Consider the following 16784-nt stretch of genomic DNA (forward strand, 5'->3'; position numbering starts at 1 on the left):
CCCAGGAGCCAATTTTATCGGCGCCCCAGCGCCCAGTCAATCGCGTTCACGAGCAATCGCCGGAAGGCGGGCTCCTGGAAGTCGTCGGGGTAGCCGAGGCTGGTGTAGAACACCTTGCCTCGGCCGTCCGTGGCTTCGCGGATCCAGGTGACGGGCTCGACGACGCCGGGGACCGTGCCTTCCTGGAGCAGGATGGCGTCGTCCGCGATGGGGGCGGCGTTGTAGAGGGAGCCCTTGCTGTGCCATTCGGCGGGTTCGACGCCCTCCATGATGGGGTGGTCGTTGTTTATGTTGCGGATGTCGGATTCCAGGTCGTTGGCCTCGTGGCCGCGATAACTGCCGCCGAGGATGGCGGGATCGAAGTCGGGCCATTCGGCCTGGCCCTCGGGGACCTCGTAGCTGCCGTCGGGCGCGTTCTTGAGTTTGAAGGCGTGGCTGGCGGTGCGGAGTGCGACGAGGGGCTTGCCGGAGGCCACGTAGTCCTTCAGGGCCTGGATCTGGGCCGGGGGCGGGCCGAGGCGGCGCACGTAGACCACGGCGGCGTCGGCAGTCTGGAGGTTTTCCGTGCCGGGGATGTTGTGCCCGCCCTCGCCGTGGAGCACCGTGGCGTGGATGCCGTGTTCCTCACGGAGGATCTGCGCGAATTCGGGCAGGGTCTTGTCGGCGTGGTAGTGGTCGTCGCTCACGACGAAGACCACGTGCGGGCGCGGGTCGCCCTTGAATCGGAAGGCGGGCTCGCCGGTGAAGTCGGTGCTGAGCACGGTGGGGCACCAGTATTTTTCGATGTGCTCAATGACCAGTTCCGTGCCGCGGTAGTGGCTGACCTTCGGCGCCATTTCGGGGTTGTAGAGGCTGTCGGTCATGTCGCGCATGAGGAGCACGTTCATCCCCAGGTAGGACAACTGGCGGATTCCGAAGGGGCGGCCAAGGATGCACATGTTGGTGTGGACACCCATGAGGATGACGTTCTCGATGCCGCGCTCTTTGAGCAGGTAGTAGACTTCCTTACCCTCGCCGATGGCGTCTTCCTCGCCGATTTCGATGGCGGGGTGCTGGCGGGTCTGTTTCTGCTCTTCGATGAGGGGGCCCTCCCACCCGTTGTCGGAATCGTCGATGGGGAGCGGCGCCTCGCGGTCGGGGTTGAGGTGGTTCCACTGGAGGGGCGGGTCGGTCTCGACGGGCGCGGCGTTGAGGCAGCGCGCGCGCTGGGGCGTGCCGGCGTAGAAGTCGGTTGTGCCGCTGGGGGCGTGGATGATGAGCACGCCGCGCGCGCGGGCGGCCTGGAGCACGCCGTTCATGCGCGGGGCCAGCTCGGCGACGCGGTCGGCGGGGATCTGATTCTTCAATGTGTCCCACATGTCGCACACGATGATGGCCGTCTTGGCCGGGTCCCATTCGGCGGTTTTGTAGACGAAGGTGTAGGGGCGCTGGCTGACGGGCGGATCGAGCTTGGTGTGGCCCTTCGGCGGCGGAACCCATTCCGAGGTCTTTACCAGGCCGCGGGTGTGGAGGGCGAGGGGTTCGGCGGAGGCCAGGGGTGCGAGGAGCATTGCGAGGGCCGCGAGGGCCATGGCGCGCGTTGCGAGGTTAATGAATGGCATGGCTGTGTTCTTTCCGTCGCCACTACGTGGCTAATTCGGGTATGGGCCACCGATCCAGCCAGTGTCCACACGGGCCTGCGGCCAGCGTGGACAGGCGGGACGCCTATCCTACTTCATGTGGGCCGTTGGCCCATGTGGACAGGCGGGACGCCTATCCTACTTCATGTGGGCCGTTGGCCCATGTGGACAGGCGGGACGCCTATCCTACATTCTATTGACAGCTGCCAACCGTCAACCGTCAACCGTCAACCGCCAACCGCCAACCGCCAACCGCCAACCGCCAACCGCCAACCGCCAACCGCCAACCGCCAACCGCCAACCGCCAACCGCCAACCGTCAACCGTCAACCGCCAACCGCCAACCGCCAACCGCCAACCGCCAACCGCCAACCGTCAACCGTCAACCGTCAACCGCCAACCGCCAACCGCCAACCGCCAACCGCCAACTGTCAACTGTCAACTGTCAACTGTCAACTCAACTTCCAGTCGCCCCGATATTCGTAGTGGAGCAGGTCGTTGGCTTCCTTGCTGTTGGTGATCTGTTCCTTTTCCGCGTCCCACTCCAGCCGGATGCCGGTGGCGAGCGAGATGTTTGCGAGGAGGCTGAAGGTGGTCGAGCGGTGGCCGATTTCGACGTCGGCGTTGGGCAGTTCGCGGGAGCGGACGCAATCGAGGAAGTTCCGGGCGTGGTGCGCGGTCAACTGGGCGTTGCTGCCCGCGTCGGAATCTTCCATCTTCTCCATGCGCCAGTCGCGATCGTGGAACTGTCCGCCGCGCTCGGGGAAGATCTCGTACTTGTTGCCGCTGACGTAGACCGTGCCCTGGGTGCCGCGCAACTCCACCTCGCCCGCGCGCAGGGCGGGGTTGCCGCTGGCCTCGTACTGGCCGAAGATGAACAGGCGCCCGGAGGGCAGTTGGAACACCGCCTCCATGGTGTCCGGTATGGTGCGGTCGTCGTCGATGACGAAGCGCCCGCCCATGGCGCAGATGGAGGAAGGCGCGAGGTCCCCGGTCATCCAGCGGCTGGCGTCGAGATAGTGCACGCCCCAGTTCCCCATCTGCGAGGAATAGAGATGCCACCAGCGGAACTTGTAGGGCGCGATGTTGTCCTGGTAGGGGCGCGCGGGCCGGGGGCCGAGCCACAGGTCCCAGTCGAGGTCCTTCGGGGGATCGGACATCGGCAGCTTCCCGATGCCATTGGGGTACATGTTGCTCAGGCGGTAGGAACGGCCGACGGAGACGTGGCCCACCGTCCCGGAGGACACGACCTCGTGCAGGCGGTGGTACAGCGGCGAGGAGCGGCGGTGCGTGCCGACCTGCACGATGCGGTTGTTGCGGCGGGCGGCCTCCACCATCTTGCGGCCCTCGTGGATGGTGATGGAGAGGGGCTTCTCGACGTAGACATCCTTGCCGGCGTTGCACGCGTCGATGGTCTGGATGGCGTGCCAGTGGTCGGGCGTGGCGATGACGACGGCGTCGATGCCGGGGTGGTCGATGATCTTGCGGAAATCCTTGTGCGTCTCCACGTTCCCGCCGATGCGCTCCTTCTGCTGGGCGAGGTACGGCTCGTAGACATCGCAGATCGCGACGATCTCCATGTCGTCGTGTTCCAGGAAGGCGTCGATGAGCTGGCCGCCGCGGTTGCCGACGCCGATGAAGCCGAGCCGGATCTTTTCGCTGGGGCTCGGCGTGCTCTGCGCGCGCGCGGCGCCGGCCAGGCCGGTTGCGGCGGCGGCGAAGGACGCTTTGGTAAAGGATCGGCGTGAGATGGGGTCTTGCATGGGGTGGTTGCCTCCCGTTCGTGGTCGGAGCTTCGGCTTGCCTGCCAGGCGCCGCGCGGCGGCGGTTTGTTGCGGCGCGCGGCGCTTCGGATATGCTACCCTCTCGAACCGGGCGAGGTCCAACCCGGGCCACAGCCCGGACCATGCAATGGAGGCGCATGACCGACATTTACAGGAAGAACGTGCTGATTACCGGCGCGGCGGGCGGCGTTGGGCGGCTGCTGGCCGAGCGCTGCGTGCGGCGCGGGGCCGCGCGGGTAATCCTTTGGGATATTAACGAGAACGCGCTGCGCGAAGTCGCGGAAGCGCTTGCGACGGACGGCGTGGCGGTGGAATGGCGGTCGGTTGACCTGGGCGATCCGGCCCAGATCGCGGAATCGGCGGCGGCGGGGCTGGCCGGGGGGCCGGTGGACATCCTGGTGAACAATGCCGGGGTGGTCACCGGGAAACCGCTCGCCGAGCAGGACACGACCGAGATCGAGACCACGGTGCGCGTGAATGTGCTGGGCGTGATTCACACGACGCGGGCCTTGCTGCCGGCGATGCTGGATCGCGGCGCCGGGCATATCGTGAACATCGCGTCGGCGTCGGGCCTGATTCCCGTGCCGCGCCTCACGACCTACGGTGCGAGCAAGTGGGCCTGCCTGGGGTTTTCGGAGTCGCTCCGGGTGGAGTTGCGGAGGCAAGCCGGAATGCGGGTGAGCACGATCTGTCCGAGCTATATCAACACGGGCATGTTTGCCGGGGTGCGCGCGCCGATCACGGCGCCAATCCTCGAACCGGCGTACGTGGCCGACCGCATCGTGCGCGCGATCGAGCGGAACCAGCGCATCACGCGCATGCCGTGGATCGTCAACCTCGTGCCGGTGCTTTACCACGCGCTCCCGGCGCCGGTGTTCGACGCGATCTGCGGGCGGCTGCTGGGGATCTACGGATCGATGGATGCGTTCCGGGGGCATGGGGAACCGGGCGGGCCGACGGACTAGCAGTGCCGCGATGGGGAGGCCCGAATCGAAATTCCGTGGCAACGTCGGCGGAGCGGAATCTTCATACGACATGAGCAAACCCCTCTGATGCGAAAGGGCCCCTGCGGGCGGTTCCGTGTCTGTAAGTGTGCCATAATTATCCGGAAAAATTCGCCGGCTCGCGGACTGGCGCCGCTGGATGCGCTGGATCGCCGTTGGCGCGGGCATTGGTCGTGTGTGATTATGGCTGGACTGGGTGAATTACAGGCTATGACTGTAGATACTACCAACAATTTATCGGAAGAATTCGCTGTAAATGGGTTCGTGCGGGTGCCGGGCGTCGTGGAGGCTGGATTGCTCAACGCAATTTCGTTAGAACTGGAACGGGTGGCCGACCACGACAAATTGCACGCTCGCGGAGGGTCGATTTACGCCGCGCGAGATGTCTTTGCGGTTAATTCACGATTGCTCGCCATGGCATCCGAAGGACCGCTCTTGCAACTTGCTCGGGAACTTGCCGGGCCGGAAGCGCGCGCCACGAAGGCAACGTACTTCGACAAGCGCCCAGAGGCCAACTGGACCTTGCCGCTGCACCAGGACCTGACGATCACGGTTCGAAACCGAGCCGAGGTACCGGGGTATACACACTGGTCAGTGAAAGCGGGCGTACCTCATGTTCAGCCCCCGGTGGCGTTGTTGCAGCAGATTGTGGCGCTACGCCTCCATTTGGACGATTGCCCCGTGGAGAATGGTGCGCTGGAAGTGGTTCCCGGTAGCCACCGGCAAGGCCGGATTGGGGCAAGCGAGCTTCGCGCGATGCACCTTGAGGGCCGCGCGGTTGCGTGCCCCGCAATTGCCGGTGATGTATTGGCCATGCGGCCGCTGCTGGTTCATGGGTCTCGGAAAGCGGTGGCGCCGGGTCGGCGGCGGGTGCTTCACATCGAGTATTGTGCGGCGGCGCTCGACGCGCCGTTGGCGTGGCCGGATTGGTGTGCGTAGAGATTTGCATGCACGGTCATCTAGGGCGCCTTGTGTTGGCGCACCGCAAACCCGGCCAGCGAACGAGACAGCCGCGCCGCGTTGTCTCCTTTAGGAGTCTAGATTTTCCTGAAAGGTTTTCCAATGCCAACTACCTATCGCGTGTTTGCAGCCACTGTCCCTGCCCTGGTGATGCTCAGTTCCTTGGCAGCTTCCGCCGATGGCCCTGCGCGCCGTGTTTGCACGTGGGCCGTGTTGGGGCCCTTTGCGGGGGGCGCGGACGGCTATGACGCCGCGGCTGTTGCCGGAGAGGCCTCGCTGGCGCCCGCGCTGGGGGAGACGGTTGGCGGAACGCCCTGGCGCTATTTTGACGACCGGTATTACTGCCGCAGCTATGATGACTACAACGACCTCTATACGTTTTTCATGGACGGCCGTGAAGGCGGGCCGGGCGGTGGCGCGGCGAACAGCGTTGCCTATTGCGGGACCTACATCTGGTCGCCCGCCGAGCAGTCGGTGACTTTGCGCTTTCGCGCCCGGGGCCGGGCGAAGGTCTGGCTGAACGGTGAAATCACTTTGGAACAACCGGAAGCCAGGCAGGCCCAGCGGGATGCCGAGATGGCGGCCATCACGCTGAATGCCGGATGGAACACCGTGCTGGTGAAGGCCGTGGGCGGACGGCGGGCCTGGGGCTTCTATTTCAATTTGACCGATCGGGAGGGACGGCCCGTGAACGGGCTGGCGTATTCGCCGGATACGCCATCCACTGGCACGCTGGACGTGGTCACGCCGGGCCTTCCCGACGGCTACAACGACCAGCCTTATGTGTGGCTCGATGTGCGGAATCCCGGCGGCGATTTCCCGTGGGAGAACCCGAGCGCCTCCCCCTTTCGTCTCCTGGCACGGGGCGGAACGCCACCCTACCACTGGCAGGTGGACGGATTGCCCGAGGGGCTTACGTTGGACGCCGCGGAGGGCGAGCTGGGCGGGCGAAGCGGGGCGGTGGGCGCGCACCGGGTGCTTGTGCGGGTTCGCGACAGCGCGAGTCCGCCGCTGGAGACGTCCGGGGAATACACCCTTCACATTAGGCCCCGCCCGACCGAATTGTGGTGGGAGACCGGCAACCGCCTCGGCAGCCTGCGGCACCACGGGGGATCGGACGAGACGCACTGGGCCTGGGATCACGCGGCGGAGCAGATCGGCTTCCTGACCCGCCAGGGGTACGATTGGCAGGCGTATACGGCCTTCAGCTTCTGGCACAAGGACAATGCGGGTGCGATGCAGATCGCGGGAGCGCCTGAGATGCTGGCGTACCGCGATGCGTTGCGTGCGGCGGGCATCCGCTTTGCGCAGTACATCAACGTACACGACTACCGGGATATCGCCCCCGATGCCTTGGGCCATGTGGACAACATGCACGAGGCGCTGGAGCTTTTTATGCGCCAGAATGAACCCGTGCTCTGGTGGTTCGACAGCTCGCTGGCGCTCGGGAAGGAGGCGGTGGAATTTGACGTGCTTTTCAGCCTGATTCGGACGCTGGACCCGGATTGTCTCATCACCGTGAACAACGACATTCGGGCGCGGGATTACGAGTGCGGCGATCTGGATATTCTGCAAGTGCACGGCTCATTTCAGACGGATTCGTACTGGGGCCACTGGCCGCCGACGCCCTTGCTGGGGAACAACCCGAAGTACATGCCCGTGGACTCGTGGAAGCTGCCCTGGAAGGAGTACATGGACGCGGCGGAATGGTGCAAGGTGATTGTTTCGATGCTGGCGGAACCGGCGAATCTGGAAGCGCCACGGAGTGTGGACCTGGATACGACGCCGACACTGGAAGGCGACTATCACATGGTGAACCTGCACCGGGCCATCGCGGAATGGCTGGAGCCGCGGAAAGATTCAATCCTGGGGACCCTGCCGCTAAGCGCCACTCACTACGATTGGGGGTATGTGGTGCGGCAGCCGCGTACCGGGGATATTTACCTGCATGTTTTGAGCAATGGGGTTGGCAAGCGGGGGTTGTTCGAGCGGCGGTTGCTGGATGTGGCCCCGGTAGCGGAGAAGGTTTTGGCGGTGGAATTGGCGCCGGGGGGTGATGCGGTGTCGTTTGCGCAAGAGGGTAAGCGGTTGACGGTGGATATGCAGGGGGTCCCGCTGGACGCGGTGGATACGATATTGCGGGTGGTGGTGCGGTGAGGGGGGTGGATAGTGAGTCTTATAAGGCGTATGGGTCGTATGGAATGTCACGGTTCATCCGGTTTGAGCGTACGGGACTATTCACAGGCGTTTCTCCGTGCCCGATTTATCCGGAACCGTCAATGTATGCCGGTAAGAGCCTCTGTTGGCGAAATCGATTCCTCTGGTCTTTCGGCCCGAAGGGCCAGTGCAGCTCCCAGCCCTGGGCAGCGCCCAGGGAACACGGGGACACCACCTTCCACGCCCTGAAAGGGCAGCGCAGTGGTGAGCCAGCCCAGCGTTTCTGAAATTCGACTGCGCTGCCCTTTCAGGGCGTATAAGAAACACACCACTCAAACCCCGGGCGTTGCCCGGGGCTGAAAACTGCATTGGCCCTTCGGGCCGAAAGCGTGCGCTGGCATCCAGTTCTGCTGCCGAATATACCGTCTGCGCTACAGACCAGGCCCAAGGAATCTTGTATTCGCATATAGCATCGCCGCCCGGAAAAGAGAACCGAGCAAACTACTCCTATTTGCCGCCATCGTTGCCGATGTACCTTCAAACCGGATGAGCCAATGTCACTTGCTCTTCGAATACATTCGGTCTATACTGCATAATAATACGAACCATTTTCCCTATACGACCTAACGCATGTCGCCCAGCTCCCCCAGCGCCTGTTTTATCTTTTCGATTCGGCGTTCTGTTCGGGTTGCCTTATCCATTTCTTGAACCCTCCATTTTTGCCTTGACTCTAGCGCATTTTACATGTCATTGGGGTGATACATGACGCGCGGCGGGCGCGCTCCGATGGAGAATGTCGCGATGATTCTATGGGCCGAGTGGTGGCGCCCTCGGGCTCGATGGGATGTACTACGACCGGCTCCTGGATTCATCCACAGCCCCGCCCTTTGCCTGGACACCCTCACCCGGCGGTGGGCGGCGCTGGTCGTGGAGCGCCATCCGGGCTAATCCCGAAACGCGCGCGCGACGGCGGAATTGTCCTCGCCGCCGTAACCCTGCTCGATAAGGCGCGCCAGGATGTCGCGGTGCAGGCGGCTCACGGGGAGATCGGCGCCGCAGGTCTCTCCGAGTTCGAGGATCAGGCCGACGTCCTTGGCGTGTTGCGCGAGGCGGGCTTCCGGGGCAAAATCGCGGGCTATCATCCGCGCGCCCTTGGTCTCCATCACGCGGGACGCGGCGGGACCCGATTGCAGGACCGCCAGGGCGGTGTCGAGGTCGAGCCCGAGCTTCTCCGCGAGCCCCAGGGCCTCCGCGAGCACGAGCCGGTTGAGGCCCAGGGCCTGATTCGCGACGAGCTTCATACGGCAACCGGCGCCGGGCTGGCCGAGATAGAAGATCGTGCGCCCGAAGGTCTCCAGCACAGGCGCATACCCGACCGCATCCGCCTCCGTGTCCCCCACCAGAAGCACCGCTTCGCCGGCGGCGGTCTGGCGGCTGGAGGCGAGCACGCAGACATCCACGAGGTCCACGCCACTGGCAGCCAGGCGCGCGGCGTCCGCCTCGGTGTCGTCCGGGCGGCCCGTGGTCGTGTCGAGCAATAGCGCGCCTGCTTCGAGCGACGCCGCGAGGTTTCCGCCGCCCCAGAGCAGGTCCTGGCGCACGGTGGAGTTCGGCAGGCTGAGCAGCATTACACGGCACGACCTCGCGACCGCGCCATGATCCGGCAGCACGGCGACGCCCAGGCCCGCGGCGGCCTCAGATGCGGCGGGATCGATATCGCACCCGTACACGATGTGGCCCGCGCCGATGAGCCGCGAAGCGATCGCCTTACCGAGCAAACCGAGCCCGATCAGGCCGATCGCCGGCTGTTCCGCCGCGTCAGGCATTGGGAAGTTCGTAAGCCTCGCGGTACGTGCGCGTGAAGAGCGCGCTTGCCGCCTCGTCGCCCACCGCCTGCGCGCCGTTTTCGCCCAGGGTAAGCGGGCGTTCCACGCGCGTGCCGATGTTGGCGAGATGGCACAGGATGGTCGAGATGGCGCCTTCACTGATGGGCGCATTGAGCCGTTCCGGCGCGCCGGCCTTGACGCAGGCAACAAAGTTTCGGACGTTTTCGCTGAAGTCGTGGGAGTCGCCGAGGCGGCGCTTTTCCGGCTCACCAATCAGCGAGACAAAGCATCCCTCGCGGCCGACTTCGAGCCTGCCCTTGTCGCCATAGAAAAGCACGCCGTTGTCGTGCCCTTCCATCTTGTAGTCGGTCCACAGGCGCATTTCGTACATCAGGTGCATGCCGTCATATTCGAAGATCACGGTCTGGGTGTCCGGGGTTTCGTGGTCGTCCTCGTAAAAAAGCTGTGCGCCGACGGAGGTAACGCGCTTCGGCAGGCCCGCGCCCATGCCCCAGCGCATCATGTCGATCTGGTGGACGCCGTCGTTGCCGGTGTCGCCGGTCCCATAGTCCCAGAACCAGTGCCAGTTGTAGTGCCAGCGGTTTCGGGTGTACGGGCGCACGGGCGCCGGGCCGAGCCAGCGATCGTAGTCCACGCCGGCGGGCGGCTCCTCCTCCTCGGCGATTCCGATGGGCTTGCGAAGCTGGTGGTTGATGGCCTTGGCCATGCGCACCTTGCCGAGCCCGCCCTCGCGGAGAAAGCGCACGGCCTCCTTCGGACCCGCCCCGCTGCGGTGCTGGGTGCCGTGCTGTACGCACAGGCCGGTTTCGCGCGCGACGCGCTCAAGCACGAGCGCTTCGTGAATATTGTGTGAGCACGGTTTTTCCACGTACACGTGCTTTCCGGCAAGCAGGGCGTGCAGCGCGACGGGCGTGTGCCAGTGGTCCGGCGTCGCGATGGAGACGCTGTCGATGTCCGGGTTCGCGAGCAACTCGTGAAAGTCGGTGTACATGGTCGCGTCGAACTTGCCGGCCCACCAGGCCTCCACCTTGGCGCGGCGCTCCGGATCGAGATCGCAGGCAGCCACGATCTGGCAGCCCTCGGTGCGGGCGAAGCCGTTCAGGTGGTTCGTTCCCATGCCGCCGGTTCCGATTACGGCGTGGCGCACGGGCGCGTCCTGCGCGCGGGCGCGCCCGCCAATGGACCAGGCCAACGCGCTGGCGGCGGCGCCCGCCTTCAAAGCTGTTCTCCGTGAAACTCGCATCGCATCCAAGCTCCTGTTTGCGCGGTTCGCGCGTGCCCGCCGGCCATAATGCCCGAAAAAAACGGTGGCGCGCAATAAAAAAGAGGCCCTGACTGGTCGATTAATTCGCGCCGGCGCCGGGGACTGCCTCCGGCTGGCAGGTGTGCGCACGCCATGGAACAAGGGCCCTGATCCAGCCGGTGGCTGTACCCGAAAAAAGGTACTCTTACGAACCAACCGGCTTTTCATCCTCAATGGATGACGCAACGCGTCATGAGCGACCGCTCCGAAAACACAGAGGCGGGACGCCTGTGCCACATTCCTTCAAAGGTACTCTTACGAACCAAGGTGAAGCGTGCAAAGAACTTGGCACAGCCGTCCCGGCTGTGTACCGGTTGCGAACCAACCGGCTTTTCATCCTCAATGGATGACGCAACGCGTCATGAGCGGCTGCACCCCAGGAACCCATGCTCAATCTCCGTCTATCACGTTGCCCTTTTCATCGGTAAACACAATTTTGAAGACGGTATCCTCCGCGGACACGTCGCCCTCCTCATACTCGAGTTCAAATTGCTCGGCCTTGAAGCGGGCCAGCGTGTTCGCCCAGTGCGGTGTCTGGATCAGCGCGACCATGCCGTTGTCGAAGGGGGGCGGAAGCCACGGATATTGCGGCGGGATGGCCTCGTTGCCCTCCGTATCGATAAAGCCCCATCGATCCCCGGCCATCACGGCGGCCCGGCCCTCGTGGAAAGGTTCGACCTGATCGTAGTCGGGCGTCAAGACCGTGTTCCCTCCGCGATCGACGAAGATGTAGTAGGGCGGCTCCGTTCGCCAGACGAGGGCGAGGCCGCCGCGGTGCGAGCTCTTCATGCGCTGCACCTTGTCGAGCGTCACGACGAATTCGCCGGTGGGATCGATGAAGCCCGCGATTCTGGCGCTGTGATCCGGGTTATCGATCTGGGCGGCGGCGAGGCCATCGGAAAACTCGAAGAGGCTGTTAAATTTCGGCTCGATCAGCCAGGCGCCTGCACGATCAATGGCGCCATAACGCACGGTCCCGTCCCCCGTAACGGCGCTGGCCACCGCGACACCGCCGGAGAAGGGGAGGGCGCTGGCGAAAGGCCCCGGTATGGCGGTATCCCCATTTTCGTTGATGTAGCGAAAGGAAGGGCCGCCCGAAACTCCGTCCGGAGAAATGCTCCCCACGGCGGCCAGCCCCTCGTGGAATGGCTGGGGCACGTGAAAATCGTTGGGCGGGCGAAGCAAGAGATCGCCGTCGCGGTTGACGTAATACGTTCCCGACGGCGTTGTGATCGGGAAGACCGGCGTCGTCGTCAGATGGACGCCAAAGACTACGCCACGGACGGCGCCTTCGTGGTGCAGCGTGCTGTAGGCGCCGCGGACGCCGGCCTGGTCCACGCGCTCACGCAACCACGGGTCGCCCGCTTCCCGCGCCAGCGCATCGGCAAGGGTCGCCACCCAGGCCAGTTCAGATTCCGGCACGGGCGTCCCGTCGGGATACAAAACCACATGCGCATTGCGTTCGAGGTTACCTGCGGTTTGGTAGATCCACAACCCGCCCAGCCCAAGCCCGGCCACCAGGCAAATCACGATTACCCTGTTCCTGATATTCATGACTGCGCGTCACTCCGTCTGCCGAATACTATCGCCCTCAGCCCGACGATAGCCATTCCGGACACCGCCCGTCAACAACCGCGCCTGGCGTGACTCAGTAGCGGTCGCCCCCGGCTGGCGCGGCGGGGACCACCTCCGGCTGGCAGGTGTGCGTACGCCATGGAACAAAATTCCTGACCCAGCCGGTGGCTACTCCGAAAAAAGCGCCTCAGCCTCACCACAACAGCCTCATCCAAACCAGATTACAGCATCTCCCCCAAGGAAGCGGCAAAGGCTGGGAGCGCAGGCGTCCCCGCCTGCCAGGCGGCGAAGCCGCCGTCCATTTTCATCCTTAACGGGCGACGCTACGCGTCATGAACGGCTGTACCCACAAAAACTCCCCACACCACACATTGCATGAACCACGCCGCCTTCTTATACTGATCACGCCGCCTCCCGCGGGGCCCGTGGGGCGTGCGGCGCGTTTTCCGGGCAGCCGATGCGGAGTCGACCTATGCGGGCTGGCGCGGCCATTCGTACAGCGATCGTTCTCGCGTGCTCCGGCGCGGTGTGCCTCGGGGGCGCCGCCGATTCGCCCCGCTTCTCGCGGGATATCCTGCCCATCCTCTCCGAGAACTGTTTCCACTGCCACGGCATGGACGCGGGGACCCGCAAGGCCGGGTTGCGCCTCGATACGGAAGAAGGCGCTGCGGCCGTGCTGGGCCAGGGCGCCGGCCGAAGTGCGAGCGCGCTCTTCCAGCGGATCACCGACCCGGGCGCGGATAAGATGCCCCCGCCCGATTCCGGCAAGACCCTGTCGCCGGCCCAAATCGATCTCATCGGCCAGTGGCTCGACGGCGGCGCCCCCTGGGAGGGCCACTGGGCCTACACCCCGCCCGTCCGCGTCGTTCCGGCCCCCGTCCGGAATGCGGCCTGGCCCCGGAGCCCGATCGACCGCTACATCCTCGCACGCCTCGAGTCCGCCGGGTTCGCGCCTGCGCCCGAGGCGGACCGGCGCACGCTCTTCCGCCGCATTCACCTCGATCTGACCGGCCTCCCGCCCGCGCCGGATGCCGCCGATCGATTCGTGCTCGACAACCGCCCCGACGCCTGGGAGCGCCTCGTGGACGAACTGCTTGCGTCGCCGCATTTCGGCGAGCACTGGGCGCGCTGGTGGCTCGATCTGGCGATGTACGCAGACAGCGACGGCTACCTCTCCGATTTCATCCGCCCGAACGCCTGGCGCTACCGCCAGTGGGTGGTGGACGCCCTGAACGCGGACATGCCCTTCGACCAGTTCACCGTCCGCCAGATCGCGGGGGATCGGCTGCCCAACGCCACGGTGCAGGATCACATTGCGACCGGATTCCTGCGGAATACGCTCAGCAACCGTGAGGGCGGCGCGGCCCTGGAAGAGTTCCGCACGCTCCAGACCTTCGACCGCACGCGCAACCTGGGAACCGTCTGGCTTGGCCTGACCCTGGAATGCGCTCAGTGCCACGATCACAAGTACGACGCCATCTCCCAGCGGGATTACTTCCAGATCTACGCCTTCTTCAACAACGCCGACGAAGTAAACGTCGACGCGCCCCTCGGTGAGGAGGCGGCGGCCCGCGCGGCGGCCTGGCCCGGCTATGTCGCCCGGCGCGAGGCGCTGCTGGCTCCCGTCGCCGGCGAGCTGGACGCGCTCCAGGCCCGGTGGGAGGAGAAGCTGCTTCACGCCGCGCGCAACCCCGGCGGCCCCGATGCCCGCTGGGACCGAGCCTGGGAAGTGCTGGGCCTAGTCTGGGGCCAGGGCGATGCGGGCGCGGAGGGCCAGCTCGAAGGCGCGATCATCGTCCAGACGCCGCCCGCCGATCGCACACAGACCGATCGCTTCCGCATACAGAACTATTTCCTGCGCCACGGCGAGCTCATGGATCCCGAGGCCTTTCAGGCGCTGAAGGTGGGGGAGATCGTCCGCGAACTCGATGCGCTCGCCGGCGAACTGCCGCCGATGAGCCGCGCCCCCGCTATGCGCGCCGCGCGCGTGTCGCGCCCCAACCGTATCCTCGAGCGCGGCGACTTCCGAACCCCCGGCGCCCCGGTGACCCCCGGCGTCCCCGCCGTACTGTCGGCGATCCACGCGCCCGCGGACCCCAATCGCCTCAATCTCGCACGCTGGCTCGTGGCCCCCGAAAACCCGCTCACCGCGCGCGTCACCGTCAACCGGATCTGGCAGCAGCTCTTCGGCCAGGGCCTCGTCACCACCCCGGACGATTTCGGCGTCCGCGGCGCCCTCCCGAGCCACCCGGACCTGCTGGACTGGCTCGCGATCTCCTTCCGGGAAGACGGCTGGAGCCTGAAAGCGCTTCTCCGCGAGATCGTGCTCTCATCCACCTACCGCCAATCCTCCCACGCGCGCCCGGACCTGCGCGCGGCCGATCCCTCCAACGCCCTGCTGGGCCGGCAACAGCGCCTGCGCCTGACCGGCGAACAGGTGCGCGATGCGGCGCTCTCGGCGAGCGGCCTGCTGCACCCGGCCCTCGGCGGCCCCAGCGTGCGCCCCCCACAGCCGGAAAGCGTCACGAAGGAAGGCTTCGACAACGCCTGGGTCCCCAGCGAAGGGCCCGACCGGTATCGGCGCTCGCTCTATACCTTTATCCAGCGCACCTCGCCCTACGGCCAGCTGGTGAACTTCGATCTGGCCGCGCCCAACCGCCCCTGCACCCGGCGCGAGCGCTCCAACACGCCGCTGCAGGCCCTGAACCTGCTCAACGACCCCAATTTCTTCGAAGCCGCGCAGGCCCTGGCCGCCCGATCCGTGGTGGAATCCCCCGATCCCGCCGCGCGAATCGACTGGCTCTTTCGTGCGGCGCTCGCGCGCCCGGCGACCCCCGTTGAGCGCGCCCGCATCGAGGCGCTCGTCCGAGAACAGACCGCGCGCTTCGACCGCGAGCTGGAGGCCATCCCGCCCGTGACCGGCGCCGTGGGCCCGCCGCACACCGCCGAAAACGCCGCCTGGGTCATCGCCGCCAGCGTCCTGCTCAACCTCGACGAATTCATCAACCGGGAGTAGGCCCATGGAACCGCACGACTTCCAGGCAATACAGAGCCGGCGCCAGTTCTTCCGGAATTGCGCGGGCGGCATCGGAACCATCGCGCTGCATCATCTGCTCACGTCCGAGGGGCGCGCCGGCGAGTCCACGGGCGCCCTCGCCGCGCCGCACTTCGCGCCCCGCGCGCGCAATGTCATCTTCCTCTTCATGGCCGGCGCGCCCTCCCAGCTCGATCTGGTGTCGCACAAGCCCGCCATGCAGCGCTGGCACGGCGAGAAAGTGCCCGAAGCCATGCTCGCCTCCCTGAAGGACCCGCTCCTCAAGAGCACCGCCACCGTCTTCGCCAGCCCCCGCTCCTTCACCCGGCACGGGCGGAGCGGGATGGAATTCTCCGACTTTCTCCCGCACACCGCCACCATCGCCGACGAAATCTGCATGGTGCACTCGCTCTACACCGACGTCAGCAATCACCACCCCGCCCAGTTGATGATGAACTGCGGCGTCCCGCGCTTCGGACTGCCCGCCATGGGTTCCTGGGTGAGCTACGGGCTCGGCAGCGAGTGCCGCGACCTCCCCGGGTTCATCGTTCTCACCTCCGACTCCGGCAAGGGCATCGACGGCGGCGCCTCAAATTGGTCGAATGGCTTCCTCCCTTCCGAATACCGCGGCGTGACCTTCCGGAACACCGGCGACCCCGTCCTTTTCCTATCCAGTCCCGAAGGCGTCAGCCGCGAAACCCAGCGCGCGCGCCTCGACGCCATCCGCGACCTCAACACCATGCGCCAGGAGCTCCACGGCGACCTGGAAGTCGCGTCGCGCATCGCGGCCTATGAGATGGCCTTCCGCATGCAGCTCTCCGCCCCCGATCTGCTCGATTTCTCCGATGAGTCCGAGGCCACCCGCGCGATGTACGGCGTCGACCGCGAGATCACCCGCCCCTTCGGAACCAATTGCCTCCTCGCGCGCCGCATGGTCGAGCGGGGCGTGCGCTTTGTCCAGCTCTACCACTCCACGTGGGACGACCACAGCGACCTGAACGAAAACCTCGAAACCAACTGCCGGATGACCGACCAGCCCTGCGCCGCGCTCATCAAGGACCTCAAGCAGCGCGGCCTCCTGGACGAGACCCTCGTCATCTGGGGCGGCGAGTTCGGCCGCACCCCCATGAACGAAGTCCGCCGCGGCAATACCCCCGGCAAGGAAGGGCGCGACCACCATCCCTTCTCCTTCAGCATGTGGATGGCCGGCGGCGGCGTCAAACAAGGCGCGATCATCGGCGAGACCGATGAACTCGGCTACGCCATCACCCGGGACCCCATCCACGTCCACGATCTCCACGCCACCCTGCTCAATTGCCTCGGCGTCGACCATACGAAACTAACCTACCGCCACCAGGGTCGAAACTACCGGCTGACCGATGTGGCCGGCAACGTGAAGCAGCAGTTATTGGCGTGAGGGAATTGTAGTCCAGGCAGGGGTATTCTCCCGGACTGCTCTTGCCTGCGAAAGTGATTTACGAATTGAGTTTTTTGACCACGGA

10 protein-coding genes are annotated in these 16784 nt (G+C 65.5%); 5 read left to right on the forward strand and 5 right to left on the reverse strand.

Features of this window, described 5'->3' with window-relative positions; all coding sequences use genetic code 11:
* Positions 1-14 precede the first annotated feature (14 nt).
* Together KF886_06485 and KF886_06490 are read right to left on the reverse strand one after the other, a co-directional pair.
* Positions 15-1601, reverse strand: a complete 1587-nt coding sequence (locus KF886_06485) for an isochorismatase family protein (GenBank protein ID MBX3176985.1) — start codon at positions 1599-1601, stop codon at positions 15-17.
* A 469-nt stretch (positions 1602-2070) separates the two neighbouring features.
* Positions 2071-3381, reverse strand: coding sequence for a Gfo/Idh/MocA family oxidoreductase (locus tag KF886_06490; GenBank protein ID MBX3176986.1), 1311 nt, complete (start codon positions 3379-3381; stop codon positions 2071-2073).
* A gap of 158 nt (positions 3382-3539) precedes the next feature.
* On the opposite strand from KF886_06490, the gene KF886_06495 reads away from it, so the two are divergent.
* From KF886_06495 to KF886_06505, 3 genes are all read left to right on the forward strand, one after another.
* Entirely contained in the window at positions 3540-4367 is an 828-nt protein-coding gene (locus tag KF886_06495) for an SDR family oxidoreductase (protein MBX3176987.1), read from the forward strand.
* 249 nt (positions 4368-4616) lie between these two features.
* Complete coding sequence (locus KF886_06500) at positions 4617-5345, forward strand: phytanoyl-CoA dioxygenase family protein (GenBank protein ID MBX3176988.1); 729 nt, start codon at positions 4617-4619, stop codon at positions 5343-5345.
* A gap of 231 nt (positions 5346-5576) precedes the next feature.
* On the forward strand, positions 5577-7523 hold the full coding sequence (locus KF886_06505) for a hypothetical protein (protein ID MBX3176989.1): 1947 nt from the start codon (positions 5577-5579) through the stop codon (positions 7521-7523).
* A gap of 944 nt (positions 7524-8467) precedes the next feature.
* Here KF886_06505 and KF886_06510 read toward each other — a convergent pair.
* From KF886_06510 to KF886_06520, 3 genes are all read right to left on the reverse strand, one after another.
* Positions 8468-9349, reverse strand: coding sequence for an NAD(P)-dependent oxidoreductase (locus KF886_06510; protein ID MBX3176990.1), 882 nt, complete (start codon positions 9347-9349; stop codon positions 8468-8470).
* Positions 9342-10613, reverse strand: a complete 1272-nt coding sequence (locus tag KF886_06515; GenBank protein ID MBX3176991.1) for a Gfo/Idh/MocA family oxidoreductase — start codon at positions 10611-10613, stop codon at positions 9342-9344. Before KF886_06515 ends, KF886_06510 begins: the two co-directional genes overlap by 8 nt.
* Before the next feature lie 450 nt (positions 10614-11063).
* Complete coding sequence (locus tag KF886_06520; protein MBX3176992.1) at positions 11064-12227, reverse strand: WG repeat-containing protein; 1164 nt, start codon at positions 12225-12227, stop codon at positions 11064-11066.
* A gap of 493 nt (positions 12228-12720) precedes the next feature.
* Between KF886_06520 and KF886_06525 the strand changes: the two genes are divergently transcribed.
* Together KF886_06525 and KF886_06530 are read left to right on the forward strand one after the other, a co-directional pair.
* Positions 12721-15264 (forward strand): PSD1 domain-containing protein, encoded by a 2544-nt coding sequence (locus KF886_06525; protein MBX3176993.1) that lies wholly within the window; start codon positions 12721-12723, stop codon positions 15262-15264.
* 4 nt (positions 15265-15268) lie between these two features.
* Entirely contained in the window at positions 15269-16699 is a 1431-nt protein-coding gene (locus KF886_06530) for a DUF1501 domain-containing protein (GenBank protein ID MBX3176994.1), read from the forward strand.
* Positions 16700-16784: the final 85 nt, after the last annotated feature.

The organism is Candidatus Hydrogenedentota bacterium, from assembly GCA_019637335.1.
Classification (GTDB): Bacteria; Hydrogenedentota; Hydrogenedentia; order Hydrogenedentales; family JAEUWI01; genus JAEUWI01.